Raw genomic sequence first — 14239 nt, 5'->3', positions numbered from 1 at the left:
TTGTCTCCTTGCGCGCGCGCTCTTCCGCGCGCTCAGGACGCCTTGTACTCCGTCGCGACATCCAGGACCCACGTGACGCCGAAGCGATCCTTGAGCATGCCGTACAGGGGGGTCCACCCCGACGGCGAAAGGGGCTGCACGATGGTCGCGCCAGCGGAGAGCTGCTCCCAGAGCGCGGAGATCTCGGCGGCCGAGTCGCCGCGGACCGAGACGAAGAACGCGTTCTCGCCTCGCTCCCATGGCGTCCGGGAGGGCACGTCGTAAGCCATCACGCGAAAGCCGTTCTTGGCGGCGACTTGGCCCCACATCACCTGATCGGCCTCCGACGGAGCCTGGACGTTGTGGGCGTCCTTGTAGGTCACGATGGTGAGGTCACCGCCGAACACGGACTGGTAGAACTCCAGCGCCGCTCGGGCATCGCCGCGGAAGTTGAGGTGGTTGGTAACGCTGACGGTCATGGCGTTCTCCTATGCAGGTTCAGGGTTTCGAGCGTGTCCGCGCGCGCGCGGCCCGTCGGGGCGCCGGCGCGGATTCGTCGGCCGGTGAGGTGGTGGGATCAGGCCGACGGCCTGTCGAGCCTTGTCCCACGCCGGAGGGCTGATTCCGGAGGGCTGGCACGATGACGCCGTCGACCATCGACACGAGGAAGGCGAGGTCGATCGGCTTGCGCTGGACCAGGGTGCGGTACGCGGCCATCGACGGGACGACCTGGGACAGGGTGGCGATGTCGGCGGACGCCGAGATCTCGCCGCGCGCCACGGCCCGCTGCATCAGCGCGAGATGCGCTTCGGCCCACGGCTCCACGACCGCGCTGTTCGCTGCCTCGGCGAGCGCCTGCTCCTGCGAGAGCAGCGAGGCGAGCCCGGTCATGATCTTGAGCTTGCGCTCGCCTTCTTCGATCGACTGCGGCTTGAACAGGCCGAGGAGGTCTCCGCGGAGCGTGCCCGTGTCGGGCAGATGCTCGATGTCGACCTGATTGCGCTTCATGTGCGCCACGGCGTCGATGACGAGCTCCACCTTCGAGGTCCAGCGACGGTAGATGGTCGCCTTCCCGGCGCCGGCCCGCGCGGCCACCAGGTCCATCGTCAAGCCCGCTGCGCCCACGTCGGCGAGGACCTCGAGCGCGGCCTCGAGGATCGTGGCGTCGCGCGAGCGGTCTCGCTTGCGCCCCGGCCTCGCGGGCTCGACCTCGGCGGGCTCGTCCTCGTTCTGGGTCATACGGTCACCTCACCCTCTGTACATATCGATACCGCTTAGTTTCGATACTGTCAAGTTCCGAAACCGCTCGGTGTCGTTTTGTTGCCGGCGTGGCGGCGCTGCTGGGTCGCCCGCCAGGCGCGGAGCCGCTGGACGCCGGCGCCGCCAGAGGGGGCGCGCTGTCGCGACGCGCCTGGTCCCCTGCTCCGCGGTCCCCTGACCGCCGTGCGCGCCCAGCACGCCGCCGGCGTCGCGGCCGGCGCCGGCTGGGTGGCCTCCCCGACGCGACGCCACGCTTCCAACTGCGCGTCCGGACCTGAACGCGGTAGCCGTGGGCTGACACTTCGACGATAGCTCATTCCATGGGCAGACGCGCGAGCGCGAGCAGGCATACTTCCCGACCCAAGGCGGCAAGTGAGGAGGCAGCGCTCCGCGCTGCGCTGGTGCGCGTGGAGCGTTTCGTGGACGCGCTGGAGGTCCGTCACGACTTGGCGCGCGAGCGTTTCGCGGCCGGGACGAAGAGCGCGCGCTCCGCGCCCCGGATGCGACGTGACATCGAGGAGACGTGGGCGGACTACGAGGCGGCACGACGCCTTCGGGACACCGTCGCGGCCGCAGTGATGGGCGCGCAGGCGCGGGTGGCGGTCATCGAAGCCGATGCGTGCGCCACGGTCGCCGCCGCATTCAAGCAGTTCAATAAGGATCGGGCTTGGCGGCGTCGATCGACTCGACCGAGCGGAGCACAGGGGCGGCAACAGCGGACCGAGGCAAAACCGAAGTCTCCGGACGAGCTCGCAGAGATGGTCGCCGACGCGAAGGAGGCTGCTGCTTACGTGATTGCAGATCGAAGCCGGCTCACTGCGCGATTGGTGGACGCTCGCGCCGAGGCGGCGGCGCTCCGTGCCCTACTCGCGACCGTTCCAGCGGGTGCTCCCGAGGAGGCCGCGTCGATTCGGCGACGCGTCACGCTGTGCGAAGAGCAGGGTGCGTATGCCGAGCAACAGCTGCTGGTCAGCGCGAGGGTCACACAGCAGCTCGTGGACGGTTTGCGCGAGCTCGTTCACGGGCTACCCGAGCCGGTCGCGAGCGCGCTCAACCGACTCGAAGCGCGGGGAGCGCCTGTAAAGGGTATCAACTGATGCATGCTCACCGGTAGTCGGCCGGCTCGACGTCCTGGTCGCCGTCCTCGACGGCCTGGCTGTATCGCCACACATCGGGGCGTGAGCCGTCGAGGTCCGTGAAGCCGTACTCGGCCGCCAGCTGCGCTGATGTCACCGACCGCTGGTTCCATCGCTCACGCCTCGGGTCGGTCGCAAGCGCCACGACCGCGCGCCCCACGTAGCGAGGCGACTCCGAGACCGCGAACCCGGGCGGCGACGGCGCGGCGCGCCAGTTGTCCTCGGTGACCTTGTAGTTCTCGAGCATCATCTCGGAGCGGAGCCATCCGGGGCTGATCGCGACGGCCGTGGCCCCGTGCGGCGCGAGCTCGTGGCCTTGGGAGAACGCCAGACGGTTCACCGCCGCCTTGGCCAGGTCGTAGAACACCGAGATGCGGTATCGCGAGGCGTTGTAGTCGGCGGTGCCGTCGGTCACCTCGACCAGGAGGCCTCCGGGGCGAGCGATCAGGAGCGGGATGAGGTGGTGGGAGGTGATCAGGTGCGTATCGATGGCGAGCCGGAGGATCCGGAGCCCCTTCTGGAGGTCGTGCCGCCAGATGGGCGTGTTCCATTCGGAGGGTCCACCTTTGAGCCGCTCGGCGCCCCAGATGTCGTTGACCAAGATGTCGATGTGGCCGTGCGCATCCCGGATCTGGTCCGCCAGACGCTCGACCTGGGAGGCGTCGAGGTGGTCGACGACCATGGGGATGCCGTGGCCGCCCAGCGAGGTGACGAGCTCGGCGGTCTCCTCGATCGTCTCCGGGCGGTCGTAGTCGGATTCCAGGGAGCGGTTGCGGCTGCTGCGGCCGGTACAGATCACCGTGGCGCCGGCCTCTCCCAGGGCGGCCGCGATCCCGCGGCCGGCCCCCCGCGTCGCCCCGGCGACGACCGCGATGCGACCACGCAAAGCGTCAGAATCCAGACACCAGCTCGTCATTTCGCTGCTCCTTGGATGGCTCCGCCGCCGACCGGCACGCGGCACTGCCGAGGGCGACCCCGCGCAGCGAAGCGGCACCGGGAGGACGTGAGGCCATACCGCACGAGCATATCCGGAGGCCCGCGGCGCACCAAGCCGCTAGCAGCGCGGGCCCGCGCGGCGGGGCGCGCGCCGTGCGCCCGCGGGGGGCCGGGCGCGGTGAGCGGCGGTGTCGTGTCGGGCCCGCGTGGCGTCCCGGCTCAGTGCCGGGGTGGACGAGGCGCAGGCGAGCGCCGCCCGTTGACCGGGGTAGGTCGGGCAGATCCCGCAGCTTGTGTAGTGATGACCGAATTCGACTCTCGCCCGAATTGTGCAGTCCACCAACGTGGACGTGACGTCACGCATCGAGGCATAGGCGGGTATGCCTATACCTCGATCCAGCTGGCTCGGGTACGAAGTCGTGGCAGTCAGTTGCATCGTGCGATGCGAGGACGGACGGCGATCTCGGAACAGAGGGGCGAGGGCAGCGCATCCTCGCCGCACCGGACGACTACGATTCGATTCGTGCTCACCGGCTGTTCTTCGCCTGGGTGCGCCCTGGACACCGAGACCCCCCTCTCGACTTCAAGCGCGGCTCCAAGCCTCTCGAATTGGATCGGCGTTCGCCACGACGATGCATCGCAAAGGCAGACGAAGGCCTTTCGCCCCCTGAAACCTCGGCGCGAATTCGGACACTGGAGAAAGAAAAATGCGGTCAATACGTCGCTGCGTCTCTACGAACTTGATCGTCCTCGGTCTCCTGAGCCTCGGCATTTGTGCCTGTGGTGAGGCGAACGACGATGATACGACCTCGACCAGCGGAGGCACCCCTGACGGGTCTACCAGCGGCGGGGGTACCACGGCGACGGTCGGCACCGGCGGCACGGGCACCGGCGGCACGGGCCCTGGCGGCACCGGAGGCTCATCGGCCGAGAGCACCTCGAGCAGCGGTGGCGCGACCACCGGGCCGGCCAGCAGCTCGGCCAGCGGCGGAGAAACGGCCAGCACCGGCGGGAGCTCGGGCGAGTGCGTCACGGGCCAGACCAGGGGAAATCAGGTCGCGGTCATCGGCGAATCGTTCATCGCCGCCACCCACGGCATCACGCAGCAGATCGAGAAGCAGGCCAAGGCCAACGGCTCCCTCGCCGAGAACGAGCGCTACATCGACAACTCGGTCAGCGGCACGACCCTGGCCGGCGATCAAATCCCCAGCCAGTACCGAAAAGCCGCGGAGAACGGCATGATCAAGTACGTGCTGATGGACGGGGGCGGGAACGACTGCTTGTTGAGAGGGGACGGCGACGCCGCCCTCGCGGCGGCGGAGTCGTTGTTCGAGACCATGGCCGGGGACAACGTCGAAAAGGTGGTCTACTTCTTCTATCCGGATCCCATCGGAAACCAGTTCGCGTCGCTCAAAACCTGCCTCGACGCGCTCCGACCGAAGATGAAGGAGCTGTGCGACGGGCTCACGTCGCCGAAGTGCTACTGGTTGGACCTTCGTCCGACCTGGAACGGACACAACGAATATACGCAAGACGGGATCCACCCCACTTCTGCCGGCAGCATCGCCACCGGGGATGCCGTCTGGGAAGTGATGAAGGAGAACTGCGTCGCGCAGTGACGAGAGCGGGCCGCGCAGGCTGACGGATCGCCGATGGCGCGACGTCCTCCGCGCGGCGCGCGCCGCTCATCCCCGGCCCATCCGCCCGATCGCCTCGGCCAGCGCGCCGTCATCCCCGCCCTCCGCGCCCTCCGCGAGCGCCGCCTCGGCCGCCGCGAGCGCCGCGTCGCGCAGGCGGTAGAGCTCCGGCTCGGAGATCCGCTCGCGCGCGGCGAGCACCCCCGGCGGGACGCCGCGCAGCATCTCCAGGACCACCCCGAGGCGGCGCCTCGCCTCGGGCGGGGCCGGCGCGCCCAGGCCGAGCCGCCGGCGCGTGGCCTCCGGCGCGCCGGCGACGCGGCGCGAGGCCGCCTCGGCGACCTGGGCGGCCAGCGCGCGGTACGCGGGCGGCGACGGGAGCGGCGCATCCATCCAGACGAGCAGCCGCACGAACTCGCGCGCGCCGCCCTCGAACGCCCGGCGGCCGTGGAGCATGCGCCGGTTGTCGACCACCAGGAGATCCGCCGGGCCGAGCGCGAGCTCGATCACCTCGCGCCGCGACGCCTCGACGAACCGCGCGAGCCGCGCGGCGATCGCGTCCCCCGGCGGCGCGACCGGCGCGTGCGTCAGCGCGAGGGCGCCGTCGCGGAGCGACACCGTGGGGCCGAAGACGTCGCCGAAGACGAACGGGATGCGCCGGTAGGCCGTGAAGAGCGCGCGGAAGAGCTCGGGGTCGGCGCGCTCGACGGCCGCGAGCAGCGCCCAGCCGTCGAGCAGGAGGCTCTCGCCGCCACGCTCCGCGGGCCGGACGCAGGCCATGATCTGCACGGCCGGCGGCGCGCCCGCGAAGCTCTGGCTGTCGGTGTGGAGCGGCGCCGCCGCGGAGCTCGCGGCGAACGACCTCCCCCCCGGCACGGCCTTGATCGGCTGCCGCTCGACGAGGCGCGGCCTCGCCCCGAGGAGCCGCTCGGCGAAGCTCCACGGCGCCCGCGCGGCCTCCTCGGGGGCCAGCGAGGCGTCGCCGCGGAGGACCGAGAAGCCGCGCGCCGCGAGCTCGTCGAGGAGCCTCGCCGGACCGCGCTCCGCGCCGGGCCAGACCCACCGCCCGCTCACGGGCGCGCTCCGCGGGGGCGCTCGATGGGCGAAATCATCACCGATATCCAGCACATACAGCCACGATGACCGCGCCGTCCACGCCGCTCACGCATCGAGGAACCGAGCCTCCCGGAAGCCGGCCCGGAGCAGGTCGCGCGGGATCGGCAGGACCCGGAGCAGCGGCGCGCCCTCGGGCACCTCGATCGGCGCCCCGAGCCGGCGCACGTGGAACACCGCGGGGGTCGCGAAGAAGACGTCGGTCGCGACCACGCCGCGCATCACGTCGTAGCCCTCGCCGTGGATGCCGTCGAGCAGGCTCGACCAGCCCGGCGGCGTCCGGGTGAAGGCCCACGGCTTGACGAAGAAGTGCGGCTCGCCCGGCGGGTGGGGCGTGAAGTACTTCGTCAGGTACCAGAGCGCCCCGCGGTTCGCGGCGATGAAATCCTCGCCGAAGGCCCGGGCGAAGGTGCGCTCCACCGCGGCCGCGCCCTCGGCCAGGCGCGTCGCCTCCGGCGCGACGGCGAGCGTGTGCCCGTCGAACGTCGCGCGGAACGGCACGGCGTTCCTCACCACGAGCGAGGCGAGGCGCCGCGCCCCCCCGCGCCACGGGACCGGATCCGGCCCGGCCGCGGTCGTGACCTCGGTCACCTCGGCGATCTCGGGCGCCGCCGGCCCGGCGACCACCAGCCGCACGCGCGCCGGCCCCGCGCTCCCCTCGCCCGCATCGCTCCCCTCGCCCGCATCTCCCGCTCGCGCGCTCCCCTCGCCCGCATCGCCTTCTCGCGCGCTCCCCTCGCCCGCGCCCCCTTCGCCCGCACGCCCCTTCCGCGCGCCGGCCTCGCCTCCCACGAGGCGCCGGTACTTGCGGGTCACCTCGCCCTTCTTCACCGCGAAGTACCTCGCGTCGTAGAACTCCGCGTGCGCCTGCCCCACCTCGGGCGCGTCCGCCAGCGCGCAGGCCTCGATCCGCACGCCGGGGCGCACCGGCGCGAGGCAGCCGAGCTCGCCCTCGAGCCGCAGGCGCCGCGGCGCCTCGTCGCGGACGCGCAGCTCGACCACCAGCGGGACGAACGCGCGCTCGTCCGCGAGGTACGCCTCGCTCACCTCGATCAGCACGTTGCGGCGGTTCGCCGCGCCCGCGACCCGCAGCCACACGCCAGGGTCCGGGCGCACCAGGAGCCCGGTCCACAGCCGCAGGCGCGGCCGCCCCAGCCCCGTCCGGCACGTCCAGGCGAGGCCGCCGCGCAGCGCCCGGTGCCACGCCCCGTCCGGTGCCAGGAAGCCCTGCGACACGAGCCGGGGCAGCGCGGCGCGGTGGGCGCGGAGCAGCGCCTCGCGGTGCTCGCCCGCCGGCTCGGCGCGGAGCGACCCGAGGCGCCGCTGCACCTCGATCGGCCGCGCCAGCGTGATCTGATGACCGAACGCGTTGCCCTCGAGCAGCGGCACGCACGCCTTGGCCACGCGCAGCGGCACCGCGCCGTCGAGATCGCCGGCGCGCCGGGTCAGCCGGCACAGGCCGAGGGCGTCGAGCACCTCGAAGCAGGCATCACCCGCCGCAGCCACCGCCACCGCCGCAACCGCCGCCGCCACCGCAGCCGCCGCCGCCGCCGCAGCTCGACGAGCTGCACCCCGAGCCGCCGGAGCCGCCCTCGACCGCGGCCACGCGCGGCGGGGTGATCGCGAAGATCATCGGCCCGAAGATCGGCGACATCGCGAGCGCCGCCGTGCCGGTCGCGGCCACCGTCAAGCCGATGTCCACCGCCTCCCGGCGGCGGCCGCCCGCGACGTCGGCGCGCAGCGAGACGGTCGAGTCCTCGATCCAGTCGAGGTAGGCCGACTTCAGGGCGCTGTACGCGCTCGTGCTCCTCGCCACGAGCCACGTGGCGAACAGGAGCGCGATCATCTCCACCACCAGGAACGTGTGCGGCCGGTGGAGCTCCTCCGCGCGCAGGACGCGGATCAGCCCCACGCCGAGCAGGACGAGGCCCACCGCCCAGACCACCGCCGAGAGGATCGCCACCGTCCCCCGCGGCCGGATCATCCCGGCGGCGGCGAGCTCCTCGCGGAGCTCCGGCTCGACGTCGGCCGCGACCCGCTCGGCCGAGGCGCGCACCTGCGCCACCGAGAGCGCCGCGCTCGGGTCGCCGCCCGGGCGGAGCGACGTGAGCAGGCCGAAGAACGCCGAGAGCACCCGGTCCCGCGGCGGGGCGCCGCCCGCCACCTGGAACGACTCCCCCTTCCCGTCGCCGCCGGGGACGAGCCACCCCGCGGCCATCGCGACCGCGATCAGCGTGGCCGCGACGCCCTTGTTCTCCTCCCGGAGGTACGCGATCGCCCAGTACTCGTCCGGCTGCGGGACCCAGCCCACCGAGAGCCGCTGCCGCTCGGGCGGCGGCGCGTGGAAGCGGTACGGCGTGCCCGCCGCGGCCGCGGCGGCCGCCGGCGCGCCGCCCGGCTGCGCCGCGCGATCGAGCGACGCGCCGAGCGCCTTCCGCGCCAGCGCGGCGAAGAAGAGGCCGGACGACGACAGCACGAAGTAGAACAGCAAGAACTCCGGCCCCGACGCGATGTTGAACGGGAAGAAGTCGAAGATCTCGTGGATCATCGCGCCGCCTCCCCGTGCTCGAGCCGATCGACGTCGTCGACCGCGCGGGCGAGCAGCGCCGCCAGCGCCTCGTAGGCCGCGCCCGGCGCCTCGTGGGCCCGCTGCAGCGGGGCGACGTCCACGCCGAGCAGCTTGCCCGCGCCGGCGAGCACCGTGCCGAGATCGTCGTCGCCGTCGATGCCGCGCAGGCCGAGCAGGGCGTGCAGCGGGCCGCGGATCTGCTTCACCTTGCGGAGCACCGCGCCGCGCAGGGCGTCGTCCGAGCCCAAACCGTCCACCACCGCGCGCCGGAGCCGGATCTGCGCCTCGCGGAGCTCCTGCTCGACGCGCAGGCGGCGGTTCTTGCCGTCGATCACCAGCGCCGAGAACGGGTCGCGGCCGGAGAGGAGCACGTGGCACCGGCGGATGTCGTCGTAGAGCAGCGGGAACACGTCCGCGGCCTGCGGGATCTCGGCCGCCGTGAGGATCATCGCCTCGATCCGGGCCGCGTAGCGCGCGAGCCGGAGCGCGTTGGCGATCGCGTCGAGGCTCTCGCGGGACGCCTCCTCGAGCACCACCATCAGGTCCACGTCGCTCTGGCCGTCGCGGTAGCCGCCCCGCGCCGCGCTGCCGTAGACGAGCAGGCACGCGAGCCGGTCGCCGAGCGCCCGCTCCAGGCTGTCCTTGAGCTCGACGAGCCGCGCCTGCACCGGCGCCGGCAAGCGGGAGACCGCGCTCCCCGCGGCGTTCGATCCGTCTTTCATAGGCTATCTTCGCGGCTCGACGATCCGGACATCGGCGCTCGAGCCCATCCCCTTGATCGCCCAGATTACCCGACCTCCGGGCAGCCGTTCCCGCCGAATGAACGGCAGGAGCCTGGGCCGCACGCTCCCGTCGGCCGCCGGCCCGACGAAGCGGGCGCGGAGGAGCAGGCCATCGACGAGCGCCTCGGCCGCGAGGCGCTCGTCGGCCGCCGCCGCGGCGGCGATCCGGAGCGCGTCGGCGACCGCGGCGAGGCGGTGGGCCCGCGGCGACGCCTCGACGCACCGGGCCCCGAGGCGCGCGGCCGCCTCGCGGTGCGACGCGAGCCGCGGCAAGAGCGGGAGCGCGTCGTCGACCCGCTTGCGCTGCAGGATCGCGCGCGATCGCGCGACCTCGTCGGCCGCGAACGGCCGGACGTCGGCCGGCGACGGCGCGCGCGGGGCGGTGAAGAGCTCGGCCACGCGCGCCTGGACCGCGGCGAGCGCCGCGGCGCCGGGGGGCGGATCGGCGGCCGACGCGGGCGGCGGCGCGGGCGGCGGCGAGCGGCGCGGCGGCGCGGACCGGGCGAGCGCGCGGGCGGTCGCGAGCTCGGCGGCGAGGGCGGCGAAGGGCGGGAAGTCGCCGTCGCGCTCGAGGAGGATCGGGACCGGCCCGGTGGCCGCGAGGACCGCGGCGAGGAGGGCGAAGACCGGCTCGGGGACGGGGTGGGCGTGCGTGTCGAAGTAGAAGCCGTGCTCGCGGGCGCCGCCGGCGACGTGGATCATCGCCACGCGCTCGAGCGGGTACGACCGGGCGAGCGCCCCGGGATCGACGCCGGCGTTGACGGCGTTCGCGTAGACGTTGCCGACGTCGAGGAGGAGGTCGCAGCCGGTGCGGGCGACGACCTCGGCGTAGAAGCTCCCCTCGTCGAGGGCGTCGTCGGGGAAGCGCAGCGTGCGCGCGGCGTTCTCGAGCAGGAGCGGGATGTCCGGGAGCGCCCGCCGGGCGGCGGCGACGTTCCGCGCGACGACGCGGGCCGCCTCGAGCGTGTACGGCAGGGCGGTGAGGTGCCCGATCTCGCGCCCGCCGCCGCGCACGAAGGCGACGTGCTCGCTCACGACCGGGGCCGCGAGCTCGCGGCAGAGCGCCCCGAGGCGGCGGGCGCGATCGAGGTCGACGCCCTCGGCGCTGCCGAGCGACAGCTTCACCCCGTGGGGCACCACCGGCCAGATGCGCGCGATGGCCGCGGCCTCGCGCCGCGCGGCCGGGCTCGCGAAGCAGGCCTCGGCCACGACCTCGACGAAGTCCACGGCCGAGGGCGCGGCGAGCAGATCCGCGGCGAGCTCGGGGCGGAACCCAACGCCGACGCCGCCGACGCCGCCGACGCCGCCGACGCCGCCGACGCCGCCGCCGCTCAGAGGAACTGGCTGCTCCACTTGCGGAACGTCATGATCGTCTTCTCGCCGGCGCACAGGACGGGCTGGGGGCGATAGATCTTGTTCTCCCAGATCGGGATGTCCTCCTCGATCTGCCGGCACACCTCGGCGGCGAGGGCGTGACCGAGGCGCTGCGCGCCGTCGTTGCGCAGCCAGAAGGCGACGCGCACGTCGACGAGCTCCTCGTCGATCGGGGTGACCGTGTTCACGAAGAGGAGCTCGACGATGCCGGTGAAGCGGATCGTCCCGTACCCCATGCCGTGGCCTTCCCAGGTGATCGTGCCGTCGACCACCTGCCCGTTCGGGCCCTTCTGCTTCACCGACGATCGGGATCGGATGATGTGGCCGTCGATCTCGATCTCGGTCCGGGGCTGCACCGGCATGCTGTGCACCACGACGAAGTGGGCCGGATCCACGATGTTCTCGAGCGTCTCCTGGACGTGCGTCCGGATCCTCCAGCGCTTGCTCATGCCCGGGGACCACTCCGCCGAGCGCGCCTCGGGGAGCGGCGGGATCTCGAACGCCGGCGGCTCGCCCGAGGGCGCGTGGTGGGCCAGGATGGCGCCGTCGAGCTCCCGCACCTCCCAGCAGCGGACCCTCGCCTTCGGGGGGATCGTGTCCGCGTACGGGATGTGCACGCACGCGCCCTCGCCGGAGATCACCCATCCATGGAACGGGCACCGGATCCCGCGCTGCTCGACGCGGCCCCCCACCCCGAGGTGGGCGCCCATGTGCGGGCAGTGGGCGTCGAGGACGCGGGCCTCGCCGTCCTGCGTCCGGAACAGCACCAGGTCCTGCCCGAAGCAGCGGAGCGGGAGGGGGCCGCCGGTGGACAGCTCCTCCGCAGAGGCGACCTGGAACCAGCCTTTCGGGAAAGGCGGAAGGGGGATTCGAGCGCTCACGTGGATCTCCTCGGCGCCGCGCCTGTCGTGTTCGCCCGTGCGCTCGTGCGGCGCCGGGGGTGGGGGCGGAGTCGTGCCGGCGGTCGCGGCATGAGCTCACCATCTTACGAGACCCGGGCGCGCCGAGGTACCTCCGAGCTCACGCCGGCCTCGCGCGCCCGAGCGGGCGGCCGCGCTCCAGCGGACCGCGCGCTCGGCGGGCGATCCGATCAGGCGGGGTGGAGCGTCATCGTGAGGGCATGGCGCGGCCGGAGGGTGGTGACGGCCTGAGGCGACACCGGGCGACCGGGCACGAGGCGCGTGCGGAGCCGCCGCAGCAGGACGGCGAGGAGGATCTGCGCCTCCATGATCGCGAACAGGTTGCCGATGCACTGCCGCGGTCCGCCGCCGAACGGCATGAACGAGTAGCGCGGGCGGGAGGCCGAGCGCTCGGGCGTGAAGCGCTCGGGGTCGAACCTCTCGGGGTCCTCCCAGAAGGCGGGGTCGTGGTGCATGACGTACTGGCTGACGATGACGGTCGCGCCGGCGCGCACGGGATAGCCGCAGATCTCGTCGTCCTCCTTCGCCACGCGCGGGAGGAGCCAGGAGGGCGGATAGAGGCGCATCGCCTCCTGGATCACCATTTTTGCGTAGTCCATCTTCGCCAGGTCGGCGGCCGTGGGCCGCCGGTCGCCGAGCACCTGCTCGATCTCCGCGCGGAGCTTGCGCTCGACCTCGGGGTGCCCGTCGAGCAGGTAGAAGAGCCAGGTCATCGTGATCGCCGTGGTCTCGTTGCCGGCGATGAACATGGTGACGAGCTCGTCCCGGAGCTGTCGGTCATCCATGCCGGAGCCGGACTCGTCCCGCGCGTGCAGGAGGAGCGAGAGGAGGTCGTCCCGCTCTTCCCCGCTCCGGCGGCGTTCCTTGACGAGGCGCAGGAGGCCCTCGTCGATTTTGGCGAGCGCGCCCCTGAAGGCGCGCTCGCCCGGGAGCAAGCGGTCGGGCACGAAATAGAGGAACATCCTCGCGTTCAGCGCCTGGAACGCGGTGAGGAGCGCGTCGCCGAGGCTATCGGCCTGCCGGGGGGTGATGCTGGCGCCGAACATGGTCGCGAAGATGATGCGCTGGGTGAGCCGCATCATCTCCCTGTCCATGTCGATGACGGCGCCGGTGCGCGCCAGCTGCTCGAGCCGCGGCAGATCGCTCTCGACGACATCGACCATGAGGTCGACCAGGCCCGCGAGCTGCCGCGGCGCGAACAGCGGCTGCATGCGCCGGCGGTTCCGGAGCCATTCGTCGCCGCTGGCCGAGATGAGGCCGTTGCCAAGGAGCTTCCTGAGGGGCTTCCACATCCCGCCTTCCTTGGTGAAGTTGCGCCAGTTGTCGTTGAGGACGTACTGCGCCTGATCGGGGTGCGTCGCCAGGTAGGCGCGGAGGACGCCGAGATCGAGCTCGATGAGCGCGCCCGGGTGCTGCCGTGCGAGCTGGAGGAAGAGGCTGGGCGCGTCGTGCACCAGCCCCGGGAGCAGCCCTACCACCGGATAGCCGCGGGCACGCGCTGCAGGCTTGCGAACCGACGTTGACGCAGCCGTGGACGAGGGATCGAACGTTTCGAGCATGGTCGCGCTCTCCTCTGCTGGAGGAGGCTACACGAGCTCGGTCGGCTGCCCAACCGCGGTTATGCCAACTGGGCCACGAAGGAGCCGCTGTATGCTGAGCGAGGTGCGCGTGCGCCACGGTCAAGGCGCTCGAGATCGATCTCCCCGGGCTACGCTGCGTCCGATCTGGCGCCCGTCGAAGTAGAAGACGTCGAGCCCCTGCCAGTCGCGCCCGCGGCCGAGCGCACGGCGGGGCAGCGAGACGCCGAGGCGGAGAGGGAGCGAGCCGCTCTCCCGTCTGCGTCTTCCGTCTCCCGTCTTCGTGCGCGTGCGCGTGCGCGTGCGCGCTGATTCCGGGGAATCGCGCACGCGCACGCGCACGAAAGAGCGAAGACGAAAGACGCAGACGTCAGACGTCAGACGTCAGACGTCAGACGGCAGACGGCAGACGGCAGACGGCAGACGGACGGGGACGAGGACGATGTGTCAGTCCCAGCCAAAGACCGCTCTAGGTCATCGAGATCGCGCTGCGACCTCGCCGCCTACCAGCAGGTCGGCTGTCCCTGGCAGCACCCGGGCTCCCCGGGCTCGCAGGTCTGTTCGTCGCAGTCCGCCATGCAGGCGTCCCGGTCGGCGGCGCAGAATTCGTAGTCATCGCCGGACTGGACGCAGAGCATGAAGAACCTGGCGCACCGCCCCTTGCAGTTGAGCATGGCCTGGCTCGCCTCGCCCACCTCGCCGTCGGGGGACGGCTCGTCGACGACCTCGACCTGACAGCCGATCAGGGTGAAGCTCGCCAGCAGCGACGCGAAAAGGACAGCCATGGTTCGTTGAACAAAGCGAGTAAACATTCGATTCTCCTCGATGTAGACCGGGCATGTGAAACAGAGATGTCTTTGACGTCGACAGGAGCTCACCTTGAGCGCCCCTTATGTCGGAGTCGCCCGCGGCTCCCGTCGAGCTGCGTGCACGCGCCAGGGGCCGGCGCAGGCCGC

At 72.4% G+C, this 14239-nt stretch carries 13 protein-coding genes; 2 read left to right on the top strand and 11 right to left on the bottom strand.

The features are described 5' to 3' along the window. Positions 1 to 32: 32 nt before the first annotated feature. Together WMF33_RS11420 and WMF33_RS11415 are read right to left on the bottom strand one after the other, a co-directional pair. Complete coding sequence (locus WMF33_RS11420) at positions 33 to 458, bottom strand: VOC family protein (protein ID WP_437337159.1); 426 nt, start codon at positions 456 to 458, stop codon at positions 33 to 35. Between the two features lie 19 nt (positions 459 to 477). Then, complete coding sequence (locus WMF33_RS11415) at positions 478 to 1218, bottom strand: TetR/AcrR family transcriptional regulator (RefSeq protein WP_437337158.1); 741 nt, start codon at positions 1216 to 1218, stop codon at positions 478 to 480. Between the two features lie 440 nt (positions 1219 to 1658). Here WMF33_RS11415 and WMF33_RS11410 point away from each other — a divergent pair, with 440 nt between their 5' ends. After that, complete coding sequence (locus WMF33_RS11410; protein ID WP_437337157.1) at positions 1659 to 2336, top strand: hypothetical protein; 678 nt, start codon at positions 1659 to 1661, stop codon at positions 2334 to 2336. Between the two features lie 7 nt (positions 2337 to 2343). Here the strand turns inward: WMF33_RS11410 and WMF33_RS11405 are convergent, their stop codons facing one another. Next, positions 2344 to 3291 carry an SDR family oxidoreductase gene (locus WMF33_RS11405; RefSeq protein ID WP_437337156.1) on the bottom strand — a complete coding sequence of 316 codons (948 nt, stop codon included), beginning with the start codon at positions 3289 to 3291 and terminating at the stop codon, positions 2344 to 2346. 760 nt (positions 3292 to 4051) lie between these two features. Here WMF33_RS11405 and WMF33_RS11400 point away from each other — a divergent pair. Beyond that, complete coding sequence (locus tag WMF33_RS11400) at positions 4052 to 4930, top strand: SGNH/GDSL hydrolase family protein (protein WP_437337155.1); 879 nt, start codon at positions 4052 to 4054, stop codon at positions 4928 to 4930. Between the two features lie 66 nt (positions 4931 to 4996). Here the strand turns inward: WMF33_RS11400 and WMF33_RS11395 are convergent, their stop codons facing one another. The 8 genes from WMF33_RS11395 to WMF33_RS11360 all read right to left on the bottom strand — a co-directional run bounded on the left by WMF33_RS11395 (position 4997) and on the right by WMF33_RS11360 (position 14068). After that, a complete protein-coding gene (locus WMF33_RS11395; RefSeq protein WP_437337154.1) occupies positions 4997 to 6022 on the bottom strand; it encodes a TauD/TfdA family dioxygenase in 1026 nt (341 codons plus the stop codon). 87 nt (positions 6023 to 6109) lie between these two features. Then, the gene (locus WMF33_RS11390; protein ID WP_437337153.1) at positions 6110 to 7567 is read right to left on the bottom strand and encodes a hypothetical protein; all 1458 of its coding nucleotides are present in this window, start codon (positions 7565 to 7567) and stop codon (positions 6110 to 6112) included. Next, positions 7551 to 8609, bottom strand: a complete 1059-nt coding sequence (locus WMF33_RS11385) for a hypothetical protein (RefSeq protein ID WP_437337152.1) — start codon at positions 8607 to 8609, stop codon at positions 7551 to 7553. The genes WMF33_RS11390 and WMF33_RS11385 overlap by 17 nt, the downstream gene beginning before the upstream one ends. Then, positions 8606 to 9352: a nucleotidyltransferase domain-containing protein gene (locus WMF33_RS11380; RefSeq protein WP_437337151.1), complete on the bottom strand. Its 747-nt coding sequence runs from the start codon at positions 9350 to 9352 to the stop codon at positions 8606 to 8608. Before WMF33_RS11380 ends, WMF33_RS11385 begins: the two co-directional genes overlap by 4 nt. Before the next feature lie 3 nt (positions 9353 to 9355). After that, complete coding sequence (locus WMF33_RS11375; RefSeq protein ID WP_437337150.1) at positions 9356 to 10765, bottom strand: DUF692 domain-containing protein; 1410 nt, start codon at positions 10763 to 10765, stop codon at positions 9356 to 9358. After that, on the bottom strand, positions 10744 to 11667 hold the full coding sequence (locus WMF33_RS11370) for a Rieske 2Fe-2S domain-containing protein (protein ID WP_437337149.1): 924 nt from the start codon (positions 11665 to 11667) through the stop codon (positions 10744 to 10746). Before WMF33_RS11370 ends, WMF33_RS11375 begins: the two co-directional genes overlap by 22 nt. A gap of 209 nt (positions 11668 to 11876) precedes the next feature. Continuing rightward, the gene (locus WMF33_RS11365; RefSeq protein WP_437337148.1) at positions 11877 to 13265 is read right to left on the bottom strand and encodes a cytochrome P450; all 1389 of its coding nucleotides are present in this window, start codon (positions 13263 to 13265) and stop codon (positions 11877 to 11879) included. Positions 13266 to 13786: 521 nt separating this feature from the next. Then, a complete protein-coding gene (locus tag WMF33_RS11360; protein WP_061623377.1) occupies positions 13787 to 14068 on the bottom strand; it encodes a hypothetical protein in 282 nt (93 codons plus the stop codon). Positions 14069 to 14239: the final 171 nt, after the last annotated feature.

The sequence above is a fragment of the Sorangium sp. So ce394 genome, from assembly GCF_051474665.1.
Taxonomy (GTDB): Bacteria; Myxococcota_A; Polyangia; order Polyangiales; family Polyangiaceae; genus Sorangium; species Sorangium cellulosum_D.
This window is presented reverse-complemented; position numbering and strand designations above follow the sequence as displayed.